Raw genomic sequence first — 24,166 nt, 5'->3', positions numbered from 1 at the left:
CTGGTCACGAGGAGAATTTGGCTCCGTGACCACCATGCTGGAGCCGCTGCGCAGGATCGCGGCATACGCAGTCTGTACTGATTCGGTAGACCGAGTGCTGCTGGTTCGCGCGTCGGAGCGTTCGGGCACACCCGGTACGTGGTCCCTGCCCGGCGGGGCGGTCGACCACGGCGAGGATCCGCAGCACACAGTCGTTCGGGAGACCGCCGCCGAGACCGGCCTGTCGGTCGCCGTCGCCGGCCTGCACGACGTGTTGGCCGACATGCGGGCCCTGCCCGAGCGAGGCATCACCATCCACACCGACCGCCTGGTGTACCGGGTCTCGGTGCGGGGTGGCTCGCTGACCGACCGGGTGGACCGGCCGACCGACCTGGCCCGCTGGTTCACCCTGGAGGAGGCGCGGCAGCTGCCGCTGCGCTCGTTCACGGCACGTGCCCTCGGGCTGCCCGCCGCCTCGGCGGACATCGTGCCCGACGAGCCTCCGGAGTTCCCCTCCTTCTACGCGGTGCCCGGTCCCGACGGGCTGCACCGGGCGCAGCGCTTCGCCGCGTACGCCGTGGTCACCGACCCCGACGGGCGGGTGCTGTTGACCCGGGTCGCGGACGGTTACCCGGGCGCGGGCTGCTGGCACCTGCCCGGCGGCGGCACCGACTACGGGGAGCAGCCGGGTGCGGCGCTGATCCGGGAACTGGTGGAGGAGACCGGGCAGACCGGGCGCCTCGTCGAGCTGCTCGGGGTCGCCAGCCACCGGGACGCGGCGTCGCTCGGCCCGGAGGGCTACCCGATCGACTGGCACGGCGTACGCGCCTTCTACCGGGTGGTGGTCGACAAGCCCGCCCCGCCCACGGTCGGCGACGTCGGCGGCTCCACCTGTGAGGCGCGCTGGTTCGCCCGCGAGGAACTCGGCGCCCTGCCCACCGACCGCCTGACCGAGGTGACCGCCGAAGCCGTCCAGGCCGCCCGCCTGACCTGACCCCCTCTCCACCCCCCACCTCTCTCCCGCTCCGCGGAACCTTCCGCTGATCATGAAGTTATTGTCATGACACGCCGTGGCGGGCGGCGATAACTTCATGATCGACGGACGTCGACGGCGGGGGTGGGCAGTGGAGCAGGTGCGGCGGGTCGGGGCGTACGGGGTGGTGCGGGACGCCGGGCAGGAGCGGGTGCTGCTGGTGCGGGGCTCCGCGTACGCCGACTTCCCCGGGGTGTGGTCGCTGCCCGGCGGTGGCGTCGAACACGCCGAGAATCCCGCTCGCGCGGTGCTCCGCGAGGTCGCCGAGGAGACCGGGCTGACCGTGGAGGTGACCGGGCTGCGGGCGGTGGTCGCGGACGTGGTGCCGTACCCCGACCAGGGGGTGACCCTGCACACCGACCGGATGCTGTTCGACCTGACGCCGGTGGGCGGCGCGTTGCACTCAGAGGTGGAAGGCAGCACCGACCTGGCCCGCTGGTTGACCACGGCGGAGGCGGCCGGACTGCCACTGCTGGCCTTCACCGCCGAGGCCCTCGGCCTGCCGGTCGTTCCGCTGCCGGCGGGGGCGCTCCGCCGCCGGCAGCCGTTCGCCGTGCCCGACCCCCGTCGGCGGCAGCGCTTCGGGGCGTACGGCCTGGTCACCGATCCCGCCGATCGGGTGCTGCTCTGCCTGATCGCGGAGGGCTATCCGGGGGCCGGGCAGTGGCACCTGCCCGGCGGCGGGACCGACCATGGCGAACAGCCCGTCACCGCGCTGCTCCGGGAACTGGTCGAGGAGTCGGGCCAACTGGGTCGGGTGATCGACCTGATCGGGGTGGACGATCTACACAATCCGGCAGCGCTCGGGCCGGAGGGATATCCGATCGACGCGCACAGCGTCCGGGTCATCTACCGGGTCGTGGTCGATCTTCCGACCGAGCCGACGGTGACCGAGCTGGCCGGCGGGTCGACCGCCCGCGCCGGCTGGTTCACCCGGTCCGAGCTGCGAGAACTGCCCCTGACGGAGATCGCCGCCGAGATCCTGGGAGCGTCGAGGTGATCGACGTCGCGCAGCTGCCGGCCGCCGCTCACGTCGGCCGGGGGTGACCACCTCCGGTACAGTCGGAGAAGGGCCGATGGCGCGAAACGGGCGTTCACGCCCGGGATGGGAACAAACCCGGCGGTTCGCGCGGTTAGGGGAGATATAAGTACCGCCGGCAGCTATCGCCAATCCCCATCCCGCTGTGCAATGGTGTACTCCGCAAAACGGCTGCCGGGCCAGAAAGGTCCGGCACGAGACAGCCGGACATCCGCCTCGCGGCGGAACACCCGGTGATGGAGGAAACGTGCCGAGAGCCCCATGGCGCCGGCGTCGTACGACTGACAGCCCGCGTCCCGCAGGGCGAAGCTGGACGGGCCCGTTGCGCCGCAGCGGCACCCTTGCTCGTCAGGTCCTGCTGGTCCGCGTCGGCCGCCGAGGTGTGGAACTGCACGACGGGGTCGACATGTTGCCCGAGCCCCGGTACGCGGACCGCCCGCGTCGCCGGTACGGCCTGCAACGGTTCCACCGCGCCGGGATCGAGACGATCGCCCCGATCAGCCCCGCCGTCGCGGCGACACTGACACCCCCCGTGGCGGACGAGCCGGTCGCGACATCCGTACCCTTGCTCCCCGGTGCGCGGACGCCCGCCCGGCGGATGAAGTTCGCGCTGGTCAACGCCTGCACCCTGGCCAGTCTGATGCTCGGCATCAACGCGATCTTCGTGGCCATGCACGGCAACGTCCGGCTCGCCGCCCTGTTCCTCATCGCCTGCGTCGCCTTCGACGGCCTGGACGGCGCGCTGGCCCGCAAGCTCGGGGTGGCCAGCCCGTTCGGCGCCCAGATGGACTCGCTGGCCGATATGTGCTCCTTCGGCATCGCCGCGCCCGTGGTGGTGTACGCCTCGCTCGCCGGTGAGGTGCCGGCGGCCGCCGCCGCGGTGGCGGCCGCGCTCGTGGCTTCCTGCGCTGCGATCCGCCTGGCCCGGTTCAACGTCTCACCCTCCGACGGCCGGTTCTTCTCCGGGGTGCCGACCACGATGGCGGCGGCCGTGCTGGCCCTGATGGTGGTCATCGGCGTCCCGGTGCCCGGTGCGGTGCAGATCGCCGGAGTGGCACTGCTCGCCTTCACCATGGTCAGCAGTTTCCCGTACGCGAAGCTCGCCCGGCTGGTCAAGCTGCCGCCGTGGGTCTGGCTCGCTCCGGTGGTCGGCGCGTTGATCGACGTGCGGCTCACCTTCGGCCTGATCGTGGTGGGTTACCTGATCAGTGGGCCGGTGCTCTGGCTGCGCCAGCGCCGTACCATCTGATCTTCGGACCACCGAAAGAGAACGGGGCGTCGCGGTCGACCGCGACGCCCCGTTCTGGTCATTCCGCTCAGCGCCAGCGGGCGATCACGCTCGCTCCACCGACCACCTTGTCACCCGGGCCGACCAGCGGCTCCGCCGCCTCAGCCGGCAGGTACACGTCGGTCCGCGAGCCGAACCGGATCAGCCCGAACCGCTCACCCCGGGCGAGCAGCGCTCCGACCGGGGCGCGCTGCACGATCCGCCGGGCGATCAGGCCCGTCCGCTGCGCCACCACCACCGTGCCGTGCGTGGTGTCCAGCACCGTGTACGCGGCCACGTTGTGCTCGGCGTCCGGCTTCATCGCGTTGACGAATCCGCCGTCGGCGACGAAGTAGTCCACCACCTTGCCCGCCACCGGAGCACGGTTGACGTGCACGTCGAGCACCGACAGGAAGACCGCGATCCGCAGGAACTCGCCGTCGCCGAAGCGCTCGTCGTGCAGGCGCTGCACCGACAGCACCTGGCCGTCGGCGGCGGCCACCACGGCCGACGGGTCCTCCGGTACGTCCCGCTCCGGGTCCCGGAAGAAGGCCGCCACCGGTGCGGCGGCCAGCGCGGGCAGCAGCCAGAGCTTCGACTTCGGCCGGGCCAGCCGGGTCAGCGCGGCCAGCCCGAGGGCGATGCCGGCGGCGGCCACCCCGTTGGAGTCGATGTGCATGCCGCGGGTGACCGGCACGCTCGACGGGCGGTAGGCCGGCGTGAGATGTTCCGCCGCTGCTGCCTGCGTCGGGGTGAAGCGAAGCCGGTAGACGCGTACCGGCGGGGAGTTGCGCAGCACCAGGTCGGTGCCGACGCCGTGCAGCGCGCCCTGGCGGTCCAACTCGGCGGCGGCGCCGGCGGTCCGGCCGACGGCGGTGGCCACGCTGAGCACCGCCCCGTCGGCCAGGTACTTGGTCAGCGTCTCGATGGCGCCACGGGTCTCCTCGGCGGTACCGAGGAACGCCTCGCCGGCGACCACCACGGCGGCCGGCTCGGCCTCGGCGAGGCTGTCCACGACGCGTACCCGGTCGGCGACCCAGCGGCCCTGCGCGGTGACGTGCTCCCGCAGCGCCGCGGCGCTGACCCGTTCGGCCGGGACCACGGTGAGGGTGTCGCCGGGCAGCAGCGCCTCGACCGCGGCGGCCAGCACGGCGGACTCCGGGGTCACGCCCACCAGCAGGGCGGCCTTGGGGACGTTGATCCGGGCGAGCTCGGCGACGAGCGTACGGGCGGCGCGCTCGCCGAGGCGGGCCGGACCGGACCGGCCAGAGGCACGCACGGCGGGGGACTGGGTCATGTCGATCGGGCTCCTGACAGGTAGAGGCGATTGACGCGAGAGCACCGCCCGGCGGGGTCGGCCCGCCGCAGGCGGCCCGCGCGAGCCGGTCGACCCGCGAGGGATGCCGCGTGCCCGGCCGGCGCGGGCCAAGGCGCTCCGGCCAGCATAGGCGGCCGGTCACGGCTACCGCATGGTCAGGCCGCCGAGCCCCGCTGCCCCGGCGGGGGCGGCTCGTCCTCGCTGGACAAATCGAGCGTACGCTCGGCACCCGGCCAGGACGTGGGGTCCGGCTCGGGGGCGGACTCCTCCGACCGGGAGAGGTCGGCCGCGTTCGGCTCGGGCGTCTCCGGCTGGGGCATCGTTGACTTGGGCGTCTCCGGCTGGGGCGTCGTTGACTTGGGCGTCTCCGGCTGGGTTGCGTAGCGGCTGGAGCGCAGTGCGCCGACCAGGCCGAGCCCGCCGATCAGGATCAACCCGCCGGCCAGGAACCAGCCGACCGGCGGCAGGACGAGGCCGAGCATCTGGGCGAGCAGCCACCAGGCGGCGAACGTGAGGAAGAGCAGCCCGAAGGCGAACGACACCAGGTCGGTGCGATGGACCCTCACCGGGTCACCTCCATGTGTCCGGCGTTGACGTGCAGGTCCAGGCGTAGCTTTCCGCCGCCGGCCCCGTCCGCTCCGAGGTCGACGGTTTCCGCGAGCCGGTTGTCCAGGCCGCTGGCGCGGTGGCCGAAGATCTTGACGTCACCGGCGGCGATATGCGCCACGGTGGTGACGTCCACGTTCGGCGGCACCACCACGGTGGCCTCGCCGAAGTTGATGACGACACTGATCTCGATGTCCTGCTGGTCGAAGTCGATCGCGCGCAGGTCGAGCACCGCGTCGGCGAAGCTCTGCTCGTACCGCACGGCGAGCTCCCGGTGGTTGGCCGGCGACCAGGTCACCGCGCCGTCCACCCCGCGGACCCGGTCGTACGACTCGGCGATGGTGGCCACGCCCAGCGCGGCGGCGGTCACCAGGCCGAGGGCGATCAGCCAGCGGGCCCGGCCGAACCAGGTGCCCACCAGCAGGCCGAGACCGATCACGGCGAGCGCTGTGGCGAAGTAGGCGGAGGCGCCGACCCCGAACACGTCGAGCAGGTCGAGGATCCCGACCACCCCCAGGGCGACGAAGATCAACGAGAAGGTCACCGCGCCGAGGGCGGAGCGTTCGCGGGGCTTCTTGGGCGGCTTCGGCGGTGTGGGCCTGGCCGGCGGTGGAACCGGCATGCCCTGGCTGGCGTACGGACCGTGCGGGGCGAACGGGGGACGGTAGACCGGTGGGCCGAGCGGCGCGGCCGGGGGGCCGGCCGACGGCCACGGTGCCGGGGGCAGGTTCAGGGTGGGCTCCTCGGACGGGCCGGCAACCGGGGTTCCGGGCGGCGGGACGTGCGGGGTCGGGGCGTACGGCGGGAAGGCGGTCGCGGCCGGGGCGGCGACGAATCCGGGGTACGGCGGCGGGTACGCGGTCGGGGCGGGATAGCTGACCGGCGGCACCGGGCCGGGCGGCGTGCCCGGTGGCACCGGGCCGGTCGCTGCGCCCGCTGACGCGGTCGGTGGCTCGCCGGGCCGTGCTCCCACTCGCTGGCGGTTGAGCAGCAGCGCGCCGCCGACCAGGATGGCCGCGCCGAGCAGCACCGCGCGGAACGCGTCGGTGACGATGTAGCCGAAACCCACCGCCACCAGGATGCTGAGCACGATCACGGTGACCGGGGACATGCTGGAGCGACCGCGGCCCAGCATGGACTCGACCGGCGAGGCACTGTCGCCCTCGTTCGGGATGATCAGCCAGGCGGCGACGTAGACCAGGACCCCGACGCCGCCGAAGAAGCCCAGCACCGCGAGCAACACCCGCCAGAGCACCGGGTCGGTGTTGGTGGCCCGACCGACGGCGGCGCACACGCCGGCCAGGTACCGGCCGTCGCGGGGGCGGATGAGCCCGTACCGCGAGGTGAAGCCGGCGCCGCCGAAGGCCGTACCCGGTCCGGTTCCCGGTGGCGGGCCGTCCGCTCGTGGTGGCGGGCCGTCCGCTCGCGGTGGTGGGGCCGCCGTCTCCTCGGTGGGCGGCCGACCGCCGATCGGCGCCCCGGGGTCTTCCGGGGCAGCGGGCGATCCGGGCGTGGCCGGTGTCTGCGGAGTCCGCTCCGGTTCCGTCGGACCCGGCCGCGCAGCAGCATCGTCGGTCATGTCTCCGATCCTGCTGCGCGCAGGGCCCGAGCGTCCTCCGGAGGCGACCCTGACCCCACCCTGAGATCCGGCCCGCCGGAATGTCCGGGGCGTCCCCGTGGTCGGGCGGCCACGCCACGTGTGACTATCGGGACCGGGCCGCAACCTCGACCGCCGTCCGCCCCGACCCGTCCTGACCAGGGAGCCCACGATCAGCGCCGTCAGCCAACCACCCCGCCTCTACCGCGCTGCCGAGCACCGGATGGCAGCCGGGGTGGCCGCCGGCATCGCCGAGCATCTCGGCGTCCCGGTGCTCCGGGTTCGGGTCGCCTTCATGGTGCTGCTCGGGCTGAGCGGGCTCGGCCTGCTGCTCTACGCGGCCTTCTGGGCCGTGGTCCCGGTACGCCCCGGCGACACCGCCGTACCGCCCCGCCGGGACATCGGGCAACTGCTCCCGTTCGTCGCGATCGGGCTCGGCGTACTCCTGCTTCAGGTCCTGGTCTTCGACTCGATCGGCGCGGCCGGCACCGCGGGCTGGCTGGTCGCCATCATCGCGGTCGGCGCCGGGGTGATCTGGCACCAGTCGGCGCCGGAGCGGCGGCGCCAGTGGGGCGAGTCGATGCCGGTGCCCTGGCTCGGCGCGGTGATCGAGGAGAGCGACCGGCGGGCGTTCGTGCTCCGCTTCGTCGGCGGCGGGGTGCTGGTCGCGGTCGGCATAATCGGCGTCGCCGCCGTCTACTCCCCGGCGCAGAACCTGGATGCCGTGGTCAACGGGATCATCTTCGCGCTGGTCGGGCTGGCGGGCGTCGGAGTGGTGGCCGCGCCGGTGCTCTGGCGGACCTGGAACCAGCTCCGTTCGGAGCGCGAGGGACGCATCCGCGAGCAGGAGCGGGCCGAGCTGGCGGCGATGGTGCACGACCAGGTGCTGCACACCCTCGCGTTGATCCAACGCAACGCCAACGACGTGAAGACCGTGCAGCGACTTGCCCGTGGCCAGGAGCGGTCGCTGCGTAACTGGCTCTACAAGCCCACCGCGTCCCCGACCGAACGTTTCGCGGCGGCGCTGGAGCAGGCCGCCGCCGAGGTGGAGGACACCTTCGCGATCACCGTCGAAGCCGTGGTGGTCGGCGACCGGGAGACCGACGAGCGGGTCGGCGCGCTGGTCGCCGCGGCCCGTGAGGCCTTGGTCAACGCCGCGCGGCACGCCGGGGTGCAGACCGTCTCGTTGTACGCCGAGGTGGAGCCCGAGCAGGTGAGTGTCTTCGTGCGGGACCGGGGCGCGGGTTTCGACCCGGATACGGTGGAACATCACCGGCACGGCGTGCGGGGCTCGATCGTCGGGCGGATGAAGCGGCACGGCGGCCGGGCGGAGATCCGCTCCCGGCCGGGGGAGGGGACCGAGGTCCGGTTGATCCTGCCGATCAGCCGGGACTCGGCCACGGCGGAAAGGGACAGATGATGGCCGAGCAGTCCACGCGACCGGTCGAACCGGCGGGCACCGGGCCGGAGCGGCTACGGGTGTTCCTGGTCGACGACCACGCCATGTTCCGCGCGGGCGTACGCGCCGAGTTGGGCGCGCACGTCGAGGTGGTGGGCGAGGCGAGCACGGTGGCCGAGGCGATCACCCGAATCGCGGCCACCGGACCGGACGTCGTCCTGCTCGACGTGCACATGCCCGACGGCGGCGGCCGGGCGGTGCTGGAGGCGATGCGGCGCAGCCACCCCCAGGTGCGCTTCCTGGCGCTCAGCGTCTCCGACGCCGCCGAGGACGTGATCGGGCTGATCCGGGCCGGCGCCCGGGGTTACGTCACCAAGACGATCTCGCCGGACGAGCTGGCTGCGGCGATCCGCCGGGTGGCCGACGGTGACGCGGTGTTCAGCCCGCGGCTGGCCGGGTTCGTGCTGGACGCCTTCGCGGCCCGTCCGGACGCGCCGGTCGCCGACCCTGAGCTGGACCAGTTGACCAACCGGGAACGCGAGGTGCTGCGGCTGCTCGCCCGGGGGTACGCGTACAAGGAGATCGCCCGGGAGCTGTACATCTCGATCAAGACGGTCGAGACGCACGTCTCCAACGTGCTCCGCAAGCTTCAGATGTCCAACCGGTACGAACTGTCCAGGTGGGCGGCGGATCGACGGTTGGTGTGACTCCCGGCTGGAATCCACCTGTCCGGCCGGATAGCATGCTGGGCAGAGTGGTGCGAATCACGTTCTGGTCCGGGTTGTCGAGGTGATCGCCGGTGCCGTCCTGCCAATCGGCCGTTCAGGCGTAAAAATCCGTTGACGGGCAGCTCATACCATGCATCCGGCGGGCCGTGAAATCGACTCCGGGTGGATGTCGACCCCGTCCCGGGCGGGTATCGGCTTGATAACACGCCTTTCGGCTTGGGCGCATTGGGTGTCACAGTGGCAGGCACTCACACCCCCTCGTGAGCCGAGCGCCCTGAGGAGGCACTCCCATGCGCGGGAAATTCCTGAAGGTGGCGGTCGCAGCGACCGCCACCGCCATGTTGGCCACTGCCTGTGGCAGCGGTGGCGACAGCGACAACGCCGGCCAGGCCGGCGGCACGCTGCGCGTCTACAACGCGGAGCCGGCGTTCCTGACGCCCTCCGGTGGTGACGACGAGCCGTCGCTGTACGTGATCCGCCAGCTGTATCGCGGTCTGGTCAAGTACAACGCCGATACCTCCGCGGTCGAGATGGACCTGGCGGAGTCGGTCGAGTCGGCCGACCAGAAGCTCTGGAAGATCAAGATCAAGAGCGGCTACACCTTCGACAACGGCGAGCCGGTCAACGCCGACGCCTTCATCCGGTCGTGGAACTACGCCGCTTACGGGCCGAACGCCCAGAACAACGGCTACTTCATGAAGCGGATCGTCGGCGTCAAGGACCTCCAGCCCGAGGACCCGGACGGCGACGGCCCGAAGAAGGCCCCGGAGCCGGCGACCAAGGAGCTCTCCGGCCTGAAGAAGGTCGACGACCTCACCTTCACCGTCGAGCTGGACGCTCCCTTCTCCGGCTTCCCGACCACGATCGGCTACCCGGGCTTCTTCCCGATGGCCCAGGCGTGTGTCGACGACATCGCCAAGTGCAACGAGACCCCGATCGGCAACGGCCCGTACAAGATGGACGGCAGCTGGCAGCACAACGTTGCGATCAACGTGGTCCGCAGCGACAGCTGGAAGGGCGAGCCCGGCAAGCCGGACCGCATCGAGTACCGCATCTTCGCGGACGTCGACGGCGGATACGCCGCCTTCCAGGCCAACGAGCTGGACGTGATGTACACCCTGCCGCCGGCCCGCTACAAGGAGGCCAAGCAGCAGTACGGCGACCGGATGTTCGAGATGGCCGGTGACAGCTTCACCTACGTCGGCTTCCCGACCTACAACGACGACTTCAAGGACAAGCGGATCCGCCAGGCCCTCTCCCTGTCGATCGACCGCCAGTCCATCATCGACGCCGTCTTCGACGGCCGGAACGCTCCGGCCACCGGCTTCGTCGCCCCGAGCTTCGAGGGTGCCCGGGAGAACGTCTGCCAGTACTGCAGCAAGGACGTCGACAAGGCGAAGCAGCTGCTCGCCGAGGCCGGCGGCTGGCCGGCCGGCAAGAAGCTGATCCTGTGGGCCAACGCCGGTGCCGGCCACGACCAGTGGCTGCAGGCGGTCGGTGACCAGATCAAGGCCGCGCTGGACATCGACTACGAGCTGAAGGTCAACCTGCAGTTCGCCGAGTACCTGGAGACCGCGGACAAGAAGAAGTTCACCGGTCCGTTCCGGCTCGGCTGGGGCCCGGACTACCCGTTCCTGGAGACCTTCCTGTACCCGCTGTACGGCACGGGCGCGGGCAGCAACAACGCGGGCTACAGCAACGCCGAGGTCGACGCCCTGCTGAAGGAGGGCGACGCGGCCGAGTCGATGCAGGCTGCCATCCCGTCGTACCAGAAGGCGGAGGACATCCTGGGCGAGGAACTGCCGGTCATCCCGATGTGGTGGCGCAAGGAAGGGGCGGTCTACAGCGAGAACGTGGACCAGTTCGTTTGGAACAAGGTCGCGGACGCCGACTACGGTGCGACCTCGCTGAAGAAGAACTGAGCATCGACCTCCTGATCCAGCCGTAACACGACGTGGCGGCAACGGTCACCCCACCAGGGTGATCGTTGCCGCCACGTCAGCGCCGAGAGGAGACCCCGAGATGGGGCGCTACGTCATCCGACGGTTGCTCCAGTTCATCCCGACTGTGCTGGGCACCATGTTCTTGCTTCACTACATCACCTCGCTGGCGATCCAGTTCAGCGGAAACCCGGTGCGGGCGCTCTTCGGTGACCGGACCCCACCGCCCGCGCTGCTGCAAGCCATCACCGAGCGGCTCGGCTACGGCGACCCCTGCCTGGACCGTAAGGGCGACCCATGCCTCTGGCGTGCGGCCGAGGACGGCGGAGGCCTGCTGGGCTCGGGCTACGAGCTCGGCCTCTTCTTCGACCGTCTCCACGGCATCTTCTTCAACTTCGACTTCGGCATCAACCTGCGCCAGCAGGAGGTCACCGACCTGGTCGCGAACGCCATCCCGTTCACCCTCAAGCTGCTGGTGATCGCGATCGTCTTCGAGGCGGTCGTCGGCATCGCGGCGGGTGTGCTGGCGGGTCTGCGCGGCGGCAGCTTCCTCGACTACATGGTGAAGATCAGCACGGTCTTCGTCATCTCGGTGCCGATCTTCGTGCTCGGCCTGGTGGTGCGGGAGTTCGTCGGGGTCAAGTTCGGCAACGTGCTGCGCGGGCAGGACTGGATCCCGGACCTGATCTCCGTCGGGGTGTTCAGCCCCGTGTTCAAGCCCGACTACCCCCTCGCCAGCCTGATCATCCCAGGCATGGTGCTCGGCTCGGTCTCGCTCGCCACCACCGCCCGGCTCACCCGGACCAGCATCATGGAGAACGTCCGGGCCGACTACGTGCGCACGGCCAAGGCCAAGGGGCTGACCAACAAGCGGGTCATCGGCGTACACACGCTGCGTAACTCGCTGATCCCGGTGATCACCTTCCTCGGTGTCGACATCGGCGCGGCCATGGCCGGCGCCGTGGTCACTGAGACGATCTTCAACGTGCCCGGCATCGGTCGGCTGGTGACGATGTCCGCCCGAACCGGCGAGTCGTCGGTGGTGATCGGCGTGGTGACCATGCTGGTGCTGGTCGTCCTGCTCGCCAACCTGCTGGTCGACATTCTGTACGCCGTACTCGACCCGAGGATCCGCTATGAGTGACGGCATCGCGGCAAGTGACCGGCGGGAGATCCCCGCCCACGGCAGGCCAGAGCGAAACGAGGTGTCGGCATGAGTGATCTGACGAGCGCAGGCACGGCGGTCGGCGGCGGACCGGTCGGCGCCGGCGGTCCGCTGCCGGACCAACCGGCCACCGGCGGGAGGGAGCGCAGCGCGAGCCTGTGGGCGGACGCCCGGCGGCAGTTGGTGCGCGACCCGGTCTTCGTGCTCTCCTGTCTCTACATTCTCGCGGTCGGCTCCATGGCGGCGTTTCCGAAGCTGTGGACCGGTCAGGACCCTCGGGACTGCACCACCGACCGGTCCCGGCTCTCCCCGGGCGGCGAGCACGTGTTCGGCACCGACATTCTCGGGTGCGACTACTACTCGCACGCCATCTACGGCGCCCGGCCTTCGATGATCATCGCGATCATGGCCACCGGTACGATGATCATCATTGGTGGTTCGCTCGGCCTGCTCGCCGGCTACTACGGCGGCTGGGTCGACACGATCATCTCCCGGGTGATGGACGTCTTCCTGTCGCTGCCGTTCCTGCTCGGCGCGATCGTCTTCCTGACCGTCATCAAGCGGCAGAACGAGTTCACCATCGCCATGGTGCTGTTCCTGCTGACCTGGCCGGTGATCGCCCGGATCATCCGAGGCAGCGTGATCTCCTCGAAGGACCTGGACTACGTGCAGGCCGCGAAGGCGGTCGGTGCCCGCAACGGGCGGGTGATGTTCCGGCACATCCTGCCCAACGCGATCGCCCCGATGCTGGTGTACGCCACCATCGTGCTCGGTTCGTTCGTCGCCGCCGAGGCGACGCTGACCTACCTCGGCGTCGGACTGCAGCCGCCCGCACAGTCCTGGGGCATCATGATCAGCACCCACCAGGTCTACTTCCTGGAGGACCCGTGGCTGTTGCTCTTCCCCTGTGGTCTGCTCGTGGGCACGGTGCTGTCCTTCATCCTCATGGGTGACGCCCTGCGTGACGCCCTCGACCCGAAGTTCCGGTGAGCCGTCATGACTGATGTGAACGTCAAGATGGAAGCGCTGGCGGGCGTCGACCCGAACGCGCTGCCGCTGCAGGTCAAGGACCTGCACGTGGAGTTCCGCACCCGCAACGGGATCGCGCACGCCGTCAACGGAGTGAGCTTCGACCTTCGGGCCGGCGAGACCCGGGCGATCCTCGGCGAATCCGGCTGCGGCAAGAGCGTGACCGCTCAGGCGATCATGGGCATCCTGGACAGCCCGCCCGGCTTCGTCACCGGTGGGGAGATCCTCTACCGCGGCGTCGACCTGCTCAAGCTGCCGGAGTCCGAACGCCGCAAGGTGCGGGCCAACCGGATCGCGATGATCTTCCAGGACGCGCTCTCCGCGCTGAACCCGGTCTTCACCGTCGGTTTCCAGCTCGCCGAGCTGTTCCGCATGCATCGCGGGATGTCCCGCCAGGACGCCAAGGCGCGCGCCGTCGAACTGCTCGACCTGGTCAAGATTCCGGCGGCCCGGCAGCGGGTGAACGACTACCCGCACCAGTTCTCCGGCGGCATGCGGCAGCGGGTCATGATCGCGATGGCGCTGGCCCTCGACCCCGAGGTGCTGATCGCCGACGAGCCGACCACCGCGCTGGACGTGACCGTGCAGGCCCAGATCATGGCGCTGCTGGCCGAGCTGCAGCGGGAACGGAACATGGGCCTGGTGCTGATCACCCACGACATGGGTGTGGTGGCCGACGTGGCGGACCGGATCTCGGTCATGTACGCCGGCCGGGTCATCGAGGAAGCCGGCGTGGACGACATCTACGCCAGCCCGGCTCACCCGTACACCAAGGGCCTGCTGGAGTCGATCCCGCGCCTGGACCTCAAGGGCCAGGAACTCAGCGCGATCAAGGGCCTGCCGCCGGCACTGACCAACATCCCGCCGGGTTGCGCCTTCAACCCCCGGTGCCGGTACACGCAGGAGGTCTGCCGCGAGGACCCGGTGCCGCCGTTGTACCAGGTGTCGCCGAGCCGGACGGCCGCCTGCCACTTCTGGAAGGAGGTCAAGGGCGATGAGTGATCTGGTGCTGGAGACCAGGAACCTGGTCAAGCACTTCCCGCTGACCCGGGGGGTCGTCTTCAAGAAGCAGTACGGCGCGGTGCGTGCGGTCGACGGGATCAACCTGGAGCTGCGCCGGGGCGAGACGCTCGGCATCGTGGGCGAGTCCGGCTGCGGCAAGTCGACGCTGGCCCGGATGCTGGTCGGGTTGGAGACGCCGACCTCCGGTGACCTGTTCGTGCAGGGCAAGAACATGTCCAGGGTCGGCGCCGAGGAGCGGCGCCGGGGCCGGCGCAACATCCAGCTGGTGATGCAGGACCCGTACACCTCGCTGAACCCGCGGATGACCGTCGGCGACATCATCGGTGAGCCGTTCGAGGTGCACCCGGACGTGGTGCCCAAGGCCAAGCGGCGGGCCAAGGTGCAGGAGCTGCTGGAGCTGGTCGGTCTCAACCCCGATCACATCAACCGCTACCCGCACCAGTTCTCCGGCGGTCAGCGGCAGCGCATCGGCATCGCCCGGGCGCTGGCGCTCAACCCGGAGATCATCCTCTGTGACGAGCCGGTGTCCGCGCTGGACGTCTCCATCCAGGCGCAGGTGATCAACCTGCTGGAGAAGCTCCAGAACGAGCTGGGCCTGTCGTACATCTTCATCGCCCACGACCTGTCGGTGGTCCGGCACATCGCCGACCGGGTCGCGGTCATGTACCTCGGGAAGATCGTGGAGATCGGGACCGAGGACGAGATCTACGAGACCCCCACCCACCCGTACACCCAGGCGCTGCTGTCGGCGGTGCCGGTGCCCGACCCGAAGCTGCGCGGGCAGCGGGACCAGATCGTGCTGACCGGCGATGTGCCGTCGCCGGCCGATCCGCCGTCGGGCTGCCGATTCCGCACCCGCTGCTGGAAAGCCCAGGACATCTGCGCCGAGCAGGAGCCGCTCCTTCAGATCCGGGAGAAGTCCGGCCACCCGAGCGCCTGCCACTTCGCCGAGGTACGCGACGTGGTGCACGCGACGGAGTAGCCCCACAGACGCCGTCGACCCCGACCATCCGTACCGGGAGCGGCGGTGAAGGTAGTGCCTCCTCAATGATCCGGGGCGTCGGCCGTCATCAACGGCCGGCGCCCCGGTCCTGTGCTGTGCCCCGGCTGGCCGGCGCCCGGCCCGCGACGCGGTGATCAGAGCGGGCCGCGGCCGGCCCGCAGGAGCAGCAGGGCGAGCTGGACGCCGTCGGCGCCGAGAGCGGAGCGGAAGCGTTCCAGGATCTCCTGCTCACGGGAGAGCACGAGTCGGGTGCCGCCGGAGGCCATCCGGGTCGTACCGACCTCGCGGGACAGCTCGGCCCGCTCCTGCCACAGCTCGATGAGGGCGCGGTCGATCTCGTCGATCCGTACCCGGATCTCGGCGATCCGGGCGGCGGCGCCCGGCTCCGTGGTGCCGGTGCCCGGGTTGGTCGACTCGGCCCCGGGGCCACCGGCCGGGCCGCCGCCGTTCGAGGTCACGTCGGGTCCGGCCGGGGCGCCGCTCTGCTCCATCACGTCTGTCATCTTCGGGTACCTTTCAGGGTCTGGTGCCCGGTGCCCGGATCCCGGGACGAGAAAGCCCCGGACTCCGAGGAGCCCGGGGCTTTGGCAGGTCTTGTCGATCAGGTGCGACCCACGGCAGCCGGACTCCCGGTGCCGTAGAAAAAGTAGCAGCGCTGATCGAACACGTCGTCGAGTATGCCGCCCGGCCGGGTGGCGCGCAAGGGAAGTGTTAACAAGGGCCCCTTCCTCTACCGGAGGCGTTAATAGGGGGCCTCTCCTTACGGCATAGACTCGGCTTGCGATGCATCCTCTCTTTGAAATTTCCCCGTCCGAGTCCGCCCCGGCGCACCGGACCGTGCCCGGCCGCCTCGATCCGCTGGAGCTGGTCGAGGGCCTCAACGGCCCGCAGCGGGACGCGGTCACCCACGCTGGTTCGCCGCTGCTGATCGTCGCCGGCGCCGGTTCCGGCAAGACCCGGGTGCTGACCCACCGGATCGCGTACCTGCTCGCCGCGCGGGACGTGCACCCCGGCGAGATCATCGCGATCACCTTCACCAACAAGGCCGCCGGCGAGATGAAGGAGCGGGTGGCCGCCCTGGTCGGTCCGCGCGCCCGGCTGATGTGGGTCTCCACCTTCCACTCCGCCTGCGTACGGATCCTGCGGGCCGAGCACGGGCACGCCGGCCTGAAGTCGACGTTCTCGATCTACGACGCCGACGACTCGCGTCGGCTGATGCAGTTGGTCGCCCGCGAACTCGACCTGGACCCGAAGCGCTACCCGGCGCGCGGCCTGGCCGCCCAGGTCTCCAACCTGAAGAACGAGCTGGTCGACCCGGAGACCTTCGCGGCCCGGGCCAACGGGCCCAACGAGCGGGCGCTGGCCGAGGCGTACACGCTCTACCAGCGACGGCTGCGCGAGGCGCACGCGCTCGACTTCGATGACCTGATCATGACGACGGTGCACCTGCTCCAGTCGCACCCGCACGTCGCCGAGACCTACCGTCGCCGGTTCCGGCACGTGCTGGTCGACGAGTACCAGGACACCAACCACGCGCAGTACGTCCTGATCAAGGAGCTGGTCTCCGGCACCGAGGGGCTCGAACCGGCGGAGCTGTGCGTGGTCGGCGACGCCGACCAGTCGATCTACGCCTTCCGGGGCGCGACGATCCGCAACATTCTCGAGTTCGAGCGCGACTTCACCGACGCCCGCACCATCCTGCTGGAGCAGAACTACCGCTCCACGCAGACCATCCTGAACGCGGCGAACGCGGTGATCGACCGCAACACCTCCCGCAAGCCGAAGCGGCTGTGGAGCGACGCCGGTGCCGGCGAGCCGATCGTCGCCTACGTGGCCGACACCGAGCACGCCGAGGCGGACTGGGTGACCCGGGAGATCGACCGGCTGGTCGACGCGGGGGAGGCCCGCCCGGGTGACGTGGCGATCTTCTACCGCACCAACGCGCAGTCCCGGGTCTTCGAAGAGGTGTTCATCCGGGTCGGCCTGCCGTACAAGGTCGTCGGCGGGGTGCGCTTCTACGAGCGCAAGGAGGTCCGCGACGCGCTGGCCTACCTGCGCGCGGTGGTCAACGACGACGACACGGTCAACCTCCGGCGGATCCTCAACACGCCCCGGCGGGGCATCGGCGAGCGCGCCGAGGCGTGCGTGGAGGCGCTGGCCAGCCGCGACCGGATCTCCTTCGGCGCGGCGCTGCGGCAGGCCAGGAACGCGCCGGGCATCTCCACCCGGGCGGCCAACGGCATCGCCGAGTTCGTCGCGCTGCTCGACTCCGTTCGGGAGTTGGCCGCCGACGGCACTCCCGAGGAGGTGCTGGAGGCGGTGCTGACCCGCTCGGGGTACCTGACCGAACTGGAGGAGAGCCTCGACCCGCAGGACGCCGGGCGGCTCGACAACCTCCAGGAGCTGGTCAGTGTCGCCCGCGAGTACACCGAACGGGTCGAGGCCACGGCCGTGGAGGGCCAGCAGGCCACCCTGGCGGGATTCCTGGAGCAGGTCGCGCTGGTCGCCGACGCCGACCAGATCCCTGCGCAGCCCGGCTCGGCACCTGACGGTGCCGAGGCAGATGATGCCCAGCCCTACCCGGGTGTGGTCACCCTGATGACGCTGCACACCGCGAAGGGCCTGGAGTTCCCGGTGGTCTTCCTGACCGGCCTCGAGGACGGCGTCTTCCCGCACCTGCGCTCGCTGGGCGACACCCGGGAGTTGGAGGAGGAGCGGCGGCTGGCGTACGTCGGCATCACCCGGGCCCGGCAGCGGCTCTACCTCTCCCGGGCGGTGACCCGCTCGGCCTGGGGGCAGCCGGCCTACAATCCGCCGTCCCGGTTCGTCGAGGAGTTGCCGCCCGAGCTGGTTCGCTGGGAGCGGACCGAGGGGTCGTACACCTCATGGGGTGGTGCCGGTGGCGGCGTGGGTGGTCGCGCCGAGCGGGTGAGCGGCGGCGCCTTCACCGGCGGCACGCCCAGGGCCACCCAGCTGGCGCGGAAGCTCGGCGTGGACGGCAGCCGGCTGGCCACCGCCAGCGAGCTTCCCCAGGGCCCGAAGGTGACGGCCGGGGACCGGGTGAACCACCAGCGGTACGGACTGGGCCGGGTGGTGACCGTGGAGGGCCACGGCCCCGGCGCGCGGGCGCAGATCGACTTCGGCGACCAGACACTGTGGCTGGTGCTGCGGCACGCCCCGATCGAGAAGCTCTGACGGTCATTTCCTGGAGGGCTTGACACGAGGCGCAGCGGCGGGCCATATTCAACCTGTAGGTTAATCAACCAGACGGTTGAGAAGGAGTGGCAGTGGATCGGCTCAGCGAGGTCTTCGCCGCACTCGCCGACCCCACAAGGCGGGCCATCCTGGCCCGCCTTGCCGACGGTGAGGCGACGGTCAACCAGATCGCCGAGCCGTTCCCGATCAGCCTCCAGGCCGTCTCGAAGCATCTGAAGGTGCTGGAGCGGGCCGGGTTGATCAGCCGTGGCAGGGAGGCGCAGTGGCGGCCGTGCCGTCTCGACGCGGAGCCGCTGCGTGAGGTGGCCGACTGGGTCGCCGGCTACCAGCGGTTCTGGGAACAGCGGTACGACACGTTGGGCGAATACCTGCGACAGCTCCAGCAGCCTGAAACGTGACAGGAGGAATGACATGAGCGGCAACCTGACGGTGACTCTGCCGTCCGACCTGGAGGTCAGGATGGTGCGGGTGTTCGACGCGCCGCGTGCCTTGGTGTTCGAGGCGCACGCGAAGTGTGAGCACCTCAGGAACTGGTGGGGCCGGGGCAACCCACTCGACTGCGAGATGGACTTCCGCCCAGGTGGCAGCTACCGCTTCGTCGAACACGCCCCGGACGGTCAGTACGCGTTTCGCGGTGAGTACCGGGAGATCCAGGCACCGGAACGGATCGTCCAGACGTTCGAGTGCGAAGGCATGCCCGGGCACGTGTGCGTGGAGACCCTGGAACTGACGGAGGAAGGTGGCAGGACGACCGTCACCAGCGTCACCCGGTTCGACACCACCCAGGATCGCGACGACATGGTGTCCTCCGGCATGGCCGACGGCGCCCGCGAGTCGTACGACGCGCTGGCCGCATACCTCGCGAAGCTCGCCTGACCACAGCCGGACCCCGACACGAAAGGAGACAAGGCTGATGGGCAAGGCAATCATCAGCGTCCAGCTGTCCGCGGACGCCAGCATCGGTCCGTCGATCGGGTGGTACGAGCCGAACGGTGAGCACGAGACCGCCGCAGAGGACGAGCTCAACCTGGCCGACGCGATGCTGCTCGGCCGCAAGACCTACGAGGCCCTCGCCCCCATCTGGATGTCGAGCACCGGCCGCTTCGCCGACCGGGTGAACAGCCTCCCCAAGTACGTCGCCGCAACCAGCCTGGCCGAGCCGCTCGACTGGAACGCGACGCTCATCAAGGGCGACCTCGTCGAGCAGGTGCGCCAGTTCAAGACCCGGCACGACGGGAACCTGCTGACCTACGGTTGTGGCGAGTTCGCCTTCGCGTTGGTCCAGCACGGTCTCGTCGATGAGGTGCAGTTCTGGGTCCACCCGGTGGTGTGGAACGAGCAGGCCCGCCCATTCCACGGCCTCGGCCGCATCCGAATGAACCTCAAGGACTGCACGGTGTTCCGCAACGGCGTGGTGCGGCACACCTACGAGCCGGTGTCAGTCGACACGTGATCAGACGTCTCCGTCGCCGCTGATTCGCCGACGGAGGTCAGCAGGCCACGTCGATGCCCCGGGCGCGCAGGAACGGCGCCGGGTCGATCTGGTTCCACATCTGCCCCTGGTGCACCTCGAAGTGCAGGTGCGGGCCGGTCGAGTCGCCCGTGGAGCCCTCCAGGCCGATGGTCTGCCCGGTGTTGACCTTGTCGCCCACGCTCACCCTGGCCGTGCTCAGGTGGGCGTAGTGGGTGAAGTAGCCGTTGCCGTGGTCGACGAAGACGGAGATGCCGTACCCGTCGCCGATGTCGCCGGCCTTGGTCACGGTGCCGCCGAAGGCGGCGCGGACCGGGGTGCCGGCGGGTAGCGCGAAGTCGATGCCGGCGTGCAGCGTGCCCCAGCGAGGGCCGTAGCACGAGGTGATGGTGGCACCGGCCATCGGGATCACCCAGGACACCTTCGGTGCCTTGCTCGCGGTCGGCTTCGGCGTGGCCTTGGCGGTCCTGGTGGCCTTCGGGCTGGGTTTGGTGCTCGGGCTGGCGCTGGCGGCCGGACTCGCCGATGGGCTTTGCGTCGGGCTCACCGGCGTGGTGGGAGCGGCCGGTTCACGGGCCGACCGGTCGGCGCGCTCGGCGGCCTCGGCCCGGGCCTGCGCGTCGTGGGCGACCGGGCTGGGGGTGGGACGGTCGTCGCGGTTGGCCACGGCGACCCCGACGAGGCCGAGCCCGACCAGGGCGACCGCACCGATGACCAGGTGACGGCCACGCGAGCCGACACGGCTGACCAGGTGACGGTCACGCGAGCCGGCACGGCGCCGGTGCCGGGCCGGGGCGTCGGGGTTCTTCCGGTTGGGGGTGGAGCTGTCGTCCTGCACGACGGGACCTCACTGGATCGAGTGGTACGTGACGTCGAAATCCTGGTGTCGGTCCGGTACGCCCTGGGTATCGGGGTGGTGCGGGTGCCGGCGCCGGGCGTCGCGCCCCGTCCGGGTCTGTCCGTCGTTGTCGCCGACTGACCGGATCGGGGTCCACGGTGGGCCATGGCCTGCGCCACATTCGCGCCTGTGAGCTGAGATACTTTCCTGGTCCGGCGGCACAAGAAAACCGCCCGGATCGGTCGATCCGGGCGGGCAGCGGGCGTTACCAGGCGTCAGTCCTCGACTACCTCGCTGTAGATTGCCTCGACTTGTAGCTTGATGTCCACTCCGCGTTCCTCCAGCCACGGCACCGGGTCGAGCGGCTCGCCCTTGACATGGATCTCCAAGTGCAGGTGAGAACCGTACGAGTGACCGGTGTTGCCGACCAGGCCGAGCTGGTCGCCGGCCTTGACCTGCTGACCCTCGCGGACGCTCACGGCGGAGGAGTGCCCGTAGATCGCTTCGCTGCCGTCGGCGTGCTGGACGATGACGGCGTTGCCGTACCCGCCGAACCAGCCGGCCTTGGTGACCGTGCCGGCGTGGATCGAGACGAACGGGGTCCCTTCCGGGGCGACCAGGTCGACGCCCGTGTGCAGCTTGCCCCAGCGGATGCCGTACGGGGAGTTGAAGTCGTAACCCTGCAGGGGCAGCAGCCAGGCTCCGGTGTCGGTCTGGCTCTCCGGGCCGACCCGGCTGTCGCGGGAAGCCCGCTCGGCGGAGTCGGCGCGGTCCGCCGCGCCCTGGTTGCTGATCGAGGCCTGCCGCAGCTCGTCGAGGACCGACGGGCTGACGTCCTTGGCGTCCGGCAGTGCGCTGGCGCCCAGGGCGACCAGGCCGGCACCGACGAAGGCGGTGGTGACGACCGCCGCGTAGCGGCTGCGTGGGGGGGTGGGTACGCGGCGGCGACCGCGATATCTATCCGGCTCAGACGACAGGCGCTGGCGCACGCATACCCTCCGTTGTCGGGGTCCCGATGCGATCCGGCCGGCGCCCAGGTCAGGGACCGAACGGCGGCTGATCGCGTCGTCACCCGTCCGTAGGCCTGATGACAACCGTGCACACGTTAGCCAACCACCAGTCGAGTCACAAGCCGGAACGCCGAATTCGCTGCTCCGTTCTGTCCAAATCCGTCCGTTATTGTCATAGCTCAGAGTGCTGGAGGGGTGCCCTGGTTATCGGCCGTTCGTCGCGCACCCTGACCGAACGGCGGAGTCGTCCGGCTTGACGCGGCCCGCCCCCGTTCCCGCCCCCGTTTCCCGCCCCCGTCCGGGCGGGTTACCGTTCGTTCAGCTGGATCCCGCGGAGCTGGTAAAGGGGATGCGTAGATGAGCTCTCGTGTTCGGGTCGTCGTCGCCAAGCCGGGCCTGGACGGCCACGACCGTGGTGCCAAGGTGGTGGCCCGCGCGCTCCGGGACGCCGGCATGGAGGTCATCTACACCGGCCTGCACCAGACGCCGGAGCAGATCGTGGAGACCGCGATCCAGGAGGACGCCGACGCGGTCGGCCTGTCCGTGCTCTCCGGCGCGCACATGACACTGTTCCGTCGGGTGCTGGAGCTGTTCGACGAGCGGGATGCCCGAGACATCGTGGTCTTCGGCGGGGGCATCATCCCGGAGGCCGACATCCCGGAGCTGGAGCGGCTCGGGGTGGCCAGGATCTTCACGCCGGGCGCGACGACCCAGTCCATCGTGGAGTGGGTCCGGGAGAACGTCACCCAGCCGGTCGGTTGACCGAACCGTCCGCGAACCGGATCGACGGCGGACGCAAAGGGGGAGGGGCCGGACGCACCCCTCACACGCCCGGCCCCTCTATGCACGATGCCCCGCCGCCACCCCTCGACCGACAGGGCATCGGCCGTTTTTCGCGTCTTCACGCTGCTCAGCGCGCCGACACCTGACTCAACGACGCCCTCTGCGGAGGGTTACGCACGGCACCCGACATGCGATGTCGGCCCGGGCAAGACTGCCCGAACGGGTGACGCCAGCCGGCTCCGCTGCGGCCCGGTGACGCAGCGTGGGCCGGGGCTGTGGATTACCGCACACCGCGCACCCGATCGGTTGCCGGCCGTGCCGGCATCGCTAGGCTGCCGCCAATGAATCCTTTCCAACCCTCCGTACGCTCCGGCGGACCGTAGGGTCGAACCGCGGCTGCGCAAGCGTCGCGCGGCTCGGGTTGGTGCGGGTTCACCGGCCTGCTTCAAGTTCAACTGATGTCAGGCGTTGCACTGTTTTCTTTCCATACGCTTGGTGGCGGCGCGACGGTGCGCCGCAGAGACGGGACGGGACGCGCAATCGTGGACCTGTACGAGTACCAGGGGCGGGACCTGTTCGAGCGGCACGGGTTGCCCGTGCTCGCCGGCGGCGTCGCCACGACCCCGGAGGAGGCCCGCGCGATCGCCGAGCGCCTCGGCGGCCGAGTGGTCGTCAAGGCGCAGGTGAAGGTCGGCGGGCGAGGCAAGGCCGGCGGCGTCAAGCTGGCCGAGGGCGCGGAGGAGACGGTGGCCCGCGCCACCGACATCCTCGGCATGGACATCAAGGGCCACACGGTCCACAAGGTCATGATCACGGTGACCGCCGACGTGGCCGACGAGTACTACTTCTCGTACCTGCTCGACCGGGCGAACCGCACCTTCCTCTGCATCGCCAGCGTGGCCGGCGGCATGGACATCGAGCAGGTCGCCGCCGAGACCCCGGAGCGGGTCGTCAAGGCCCCGATCGACGCGGTCGAGGGCGTGGACGAGGCCAAGGCCCGCGAGATCGTCACCGCCGCCGGCTTCCCGGCCGAGGTCGCCGACCAGGTCGTCGAGATCGCCGTTGGTCTGTGGAAGGCGTTCGTCGCCGAGGACGCCACCCTGGTCGAGGTGAACCCGCTGGCGAAGACCAAGGACGGCAAGCTGCTGCTGCTGGACGCCAAGATCTCGCTGGACGAGAACGCCGGCTTCCGGCACCCGGACCACGAGGCCCTGGTCGACCAGGCCACCGTTGATCCGCTGGAGCAGGCCGCCAAGGAGAAGGACCTCAACTACGTCAAGCTGGACGGCGAGGTCGGCATCATCGGCAACGGCGCGGGCCTGGTCATGTCCACGCTCGACGTGGTCGCCTACGCCGGTGAGCGGCACGGCAACGTCAAGCCGGCCAACTTCCTCGACATCGGCGGTGGCGCGAGCGCCGCGGTGATGGCCAACGGCCTGGAGATCGTGCTCTCCGACCCGGCCGTCAAGAGCGTCTTCGTCAACGTCTTCGGCGGCATCACCGCCTGCGACGCGGTCGCCAACGGCATCGTGCAGGCGCTGGCCCTGCTGGAGCAGCGGGGCGAGCAGGTCACCAAGCCGCTCGTCGTCCGGCTCGACGGCAACAACGCCGAGGCCGGTCGAGCGATCCTCGACGGCGCGAACAACCCGCTGATCGAGCGGGTCGACACCATGGACGGCGCGGCCGAGCGGGCCGCCGAGCTGGCGGCTGCGGGGGTCTGAC

At 70.4% G+C, this 24,166-nt stretch carries 21 protein-coding genes and 1 pseudogene; 16 read left to right on the top strand and 6 right to left on the bottom strand.

The genetic code is table 11. The features are described from left to right. The first annotated feature begins 25 nt into the window (after positions 1-25). From IEY61_RS22130 to IEY61_RS22120, 3 genes are all read left to right on the top strand, one after another. Positions 26-973 carry an NUDIX hydrolase gene (locus tag IEY61_RS22130; protein WP_189047383.1) on the top strand — a complete coding sequence of 316 codons (948 nt, stop codon included), beginning with the start codon at positions 26-28 and terminating at the stop codon, positions 971-973. A gap of 130 nt (positions 974-1,103) precedes the next feature. After that, a complete protein-coding gene (locus IEY61_RS22125; RefSeq protein WP_189047420.1) occupies positions 1,104-2,012 on the top strand; it encodes an NUDIX domain-containing protein in 909 nt (302 codons plus the stop codon). A gap of 361 nt (positions 2,013-2,373) precedes the next feature. Next, entirely contained in the window at positions 2,374-3,300 is a 927-nt protein-coding gene (locus IEY61_RS22120; protein ID WP_189047418.1) for a CDP-alcohol phosphatidyltransferase family protein, read from the top strand. A gap of 67 nt (positions 3,301-3,367) precedes the next feature. Here IEY61_RS22120 and IEY61_RS22115 read toward each other — a convergent pair whose 3' ends face one another. From IEY61_RS22115 to IEY61_RS22105, 3 genes and pseudogenes are all read right to left on the bottom strand, one after another. After that, positions 3,368-4,615, bottom strand: a complete 1,248-nt coding sequence (locus tag IEY61_RS22115; RefSeq protein ID WP_189047381.1) for a phosphatidylserine decarboxylase — start codon at positions 4,613-4,615, stop codon at positions 3,368-3,370. Between the two features lie 398 nt (positions 4,616-5,013). Beyond that, positions 5,014-5,202 (bottom strand): annotated as a pseudogene (locus IEY61_RS31390) (hypothetical protein); the annotation flags it as partial. Then, a complete protein-coding gene (locus IEY61_RS22105; RefSeq protein WP_229706317.1) occupies positions 5,199-6,821 on the bottom strand; it encodes a PspC domain-containing protein in 1,623 nt (540 codons plus the stop codon). The gene IEY61_RS22105 and the pseudogene IEY61_RS31390, both read right to left, overlap by 4 nt. Positions 6,822-6,993: 172 nt before the next feature. On the opposite strand from IEY61_RS22105, the gene IEY61_RS22100 reads away from it, so the two are divergent. From IEY61_RS22100 to IEY61_RS22070, 7 genes are all read left to right on the top strand, one after another. Further along, on the top strand, positions 6,994-8,259 hold the full coding sequence (locus IEY61_RS22100; protein ID WP_189047414.1) for an ATP-binding protein: 1,266 nt from the start codon (positions 6,994-6,996) through the stop codon (positions 8,257-8,259). Then, complete coding sequence (locus IEY61_RS22095) at positions 8,259-8,945, top strand: response regulator (RefSeq protein WP_189047376.1); 687 nt, start codon at positions 8,259-8,261, stop codon at positions 8,943-8,945. Before IEY61_RS22100 ends, IEY61_RS22095 begins: the two co-directional genes overlap by 1 nt. 311 nt (positions 8,946-9,256) lie before the next feature. After that, complete coding sequence (locus tag IEY61_RS22090; protein WP_189047373.1) at positions 9,257-10,888, top strand: peptide ABC transporter substrate-binding protein; 1,632 nt, start codon at positions 9,257-9,259, stop codon at positions 10,886-10,888. Positions 10,889-10,988: 100 nt separating this feature from the next. Next, positions 10,989-12,050 (top strand): ABC transporter permease, encoded by a 1,062-nt coding sequence (locus IEY61_RS22085; protein ID WP_189047371.1) that lies wholly within the window; start codon positions 10,989-10,991, stop codon positions 12,048-12,050. A gap of 69 nt (positions 12,051-12,119) precedes the next feature. Further along, entirely contained in the window at positions 12,120-13,061 is a 942-nt protein-coding gene (locus IEY61_RS22080; protein WP_189047369.1) for an ABC transporter permease, read from the top strand. A gap of 6 nt (positions 13,062-13,067) precedes the next feature. Beyond that, positions 13,068-14,102, top strand: coding sequence for an ABC transporter ATP-binding protein (locus IEY61_RS22075; protein WP_189047367.1), 1,035 nt, complete (start codon positions 13,068-13,070; stop codon positions 14,100-14,102). Then, on the top strand, positions 14,095-15,105 hold the full coding sequence (locus IEY61_RS22070) for an ABC transporter ATP-binding protein (RefSeq protein ID WP_189047365.1): 1,011 nt from the start codon (positions 14,095-14,097) through the stop codon (positions 15,103-15,105). The genes IEY61_RS22075 and IEY61_RS22070 overlap by 8 nt, the downstream gene beginning before the upstream one ends. Positions 15,106-15,260: 155 nt before the next feature. Here the strand turns inward: IEY61_RS22070 and IEY61_RS22065 are convergent, their stop codons facing one another. Further along, positions 15,261-15,617: a chorismate mutase gene (locus IEY61_RS22065; protein WP_189047412.1), complete on the bottom strand. Its 357-nt coding sequence runs from the start codon at positions 15,615-15,617 to the stop codon at positions 15,261-15,263. A gap of 292 nt (positions 15,618-15,909) precedes the next feature. On the opposite strand from IEY61_RS22065, the gene pcrA reads away from it, so the two are divergent. The 4 genes from pcrA (at position 15,910) to IEY61_RS22045 (ending at position 19,795) form a co-directional block, all read left to right on the top strand. Continuing rightward, complete coding sequence (pcrA, locus tag IEY61_RS22060; RefSeq protein WP_189047363.1) at positions 15,910-18,321, top strand: DNA helicase PcrA; 2,412 nt, start codon at positions 15,910-15,912, stop codon at positions 18,319-18,321. An 86-nt stretch (positions 18,322-18,407) separates the two neighbouring features. Next, complete coding sequence (locus IEY61_RS22055) at positions 18,408-18,740, top strand: ArsR/SmtB family transcription factor (protein WP_189047361.1); 333 nt, start codon at positions 18,408-18,410, stop codon at positions 18,738-18,740. Between the two features lie 13 nt (positions 18,741-18,753). Continuing rightward, positions 18,754-19,218: an SRPBCC family protein gene (locus IEY61_RS22050; protein WP_189047359.1), complete on the top strand. Its 465-nt coding sequence runs from the start codon at positions 18,754-18,756 to the stop codon at positions 19,216-19,218. A 37-nt stretch (positions 19,219-19,255) separates the two neighbouring features. Beyond that, complete coding sequence (locus tag IEY61_RS22045) at positions 19,256-19,795, top strand: dihydrofolate reductase family protein (RefSeq protein WP_189047357.1); 540 nt, start codon at positions 19,256-19,258, stop codon at positions 19,793-19,795. 37 nt (positions 19,796-19,832) lie between these two features. Here IEY61_RS22045 and IEY61_RS22040 read toward each other — a convergent pair whose 3' ends face one another. Together IEY61_RS22040 and IEY61_RS22035 are read right to left on the bottom strand one after the other, a co-directional pair. After that, positions 19,833-20,651: a M23 family metallopeptidase gene (locus tag IEY61_RS22040; protein WP_189047355.1), complete on the bottom strand. Its 819-nt coding sequence runs from the start codon at positions 20,649-20,651 to the stop codon at positions 19,833-19,835. Between the two features lie 275 nt (positions 20,652-20,926). After that, positions 20,927-21,640 carry a M23 family metallopeptidase gene (locus tag IEY61_RS22035; RefSeq protein ID WP_189047353.1) on the bottom strand — a complete coding sequence of 238 codons (714 nt, stop codon included), beginning with the start codon at positions 21,638-21,640 and terminating at the stop codon, positions 20,927-20,929. Between the two features lie 378 nt (positions 21,641-22,018). Here IEY61_RS22035 and icmB point away from each other — a divergent pair, with 378 nt between their 5' ends. Beyond that, entirely contained in the window at positions 22,019-22,423 is a 405-nt protein-coding gene (icmB, locus tag IEY61_RS22030) for a coenzyme B12-dependent isobutyryl CoA mutase small subunit (RefSeq protein WP_189047351.1), read from the top strand. A 563-nt stretch (positions 22,424-22,986) separates the two neighbouring features. Continuing rightward, complete coding sequence (sucC, locus tag IEY61_RS22025; RefSeq protein WP_189047348.1) at positions 22,987-24,165, top strand: ADP-forming succinate--CoA ligase subunit beta; 1,179 nt, start codon at positions 22,987-22,989, stop codon at positions 24,163-24,165. The last annotated feature ends 1 nt before the right edge of the window (position 24,166 follow it).

The sequence above is a fragment of the Micromonospora sonchi genome, assembly GCF_014646235.1.
In the GTDB taxonomy this organism is placed as follows: Bacteria; Actinomycetota; Actinomycetes; order Mycobacteriales; family Micromonosporaceae; genus Micromonospora; species Micromonospora sonchi.
This window is presented reverse-complemented; position numbering and strand designations above follow the sequence as displayed.

Bases quoted from the DNA above. Each gene is read 5' to 3' on its own strand.
- IEY61_RS22115 (WP_189047381.1), bottom strand. From the start codon at position 4,615: ATGACCCAGTCCCCCGCCGTGCGTGCCTCTGGCCGGTCCGGTCCGGCC.
- IEY61_RS22105 (WP_229706317.1), bottom strand. From the start codon at position 6,821: ATGACCGACGATGCTGCTGCGCGGCCGGGTCCGACGGAACCGGAGCGG.
- IEY61_RS22095 (WP_189047376.1), top strand. From the start codon at position 8,259: ATGGCCGAGCAGTCCACGCGACCGGTCGAACCGGCGGGCACCGGGCCG.
- IEY61_RS22090 (WP_189047373.1), top strand. From the start codon at position 9,257: ATGCGCGGGAAATTCCTGAAGGTGGCGGTCGCAGCGACCGCCACCGCC.
- IEY61_RS22085 (WP_189047371.1), top strand. From the start codon at position 10,989: ATGGGGCGCTACGTCATCCGACGGTTGCTCCAGTTCATCCCGACTGTG.
- IEY61_RS22080 (WP_189047369.1), top strand. From the start codon at position 12,120: ATGAGTGATCTGACGAGCGCAGGCACGGCGGTCGGCGGCGGACCGGTC.
- IEY61_RS22075 (WP_189047367.1), top strand. From the start codon at position 13,068: ATGACTGATGTGAACGTCAAGATGGAAGCGCTGGCGGGCGTCGACCCG.
- IEY61_RS22070 (WP_189047365.1), top strand. From the start codon at position 14,095: ATGAGTGATCTGGTGCTGGAGACCAGGAACCTGGTCAAGCACTTCCCG.
- IEY61_RS22065 (WP_189047412.1), bottom strand. From the start codon at position 15,617: ATGGAGCAGAGCGGCGCCCCGGCCGGACCCGACGTGACCTCGAACGGC.
- pcrA (WP_189047363.1), top strand. From the start codon at position 15,910: ATGCATCCTCTCTTTGAAATTTCCCCGTCCGAGTCCGCCCCGGCGCAC.
- IEY61_RS22050 (WP_189047359.1), top strand. From the start codon at position 18,754: ATGAGCGGCAACCTGACGGTGACTCTGCCGTCCGACCTGGAGGTCAGG.
- IEY61_RS22045 (WP_189047357.1), top strand. From the start codon at position 19,256: ATGGGCAAGGCAATCATCAGCGTCCAGCTGTCCGCGGACGCCAGCATC.
- icmB (WP_189047351.1), top strand. From the start codon at position 22,019: ATGAGCTCTCGTGTTCGGGTCGTCGTCGCCAAGCCGGGCCTGGACGGC.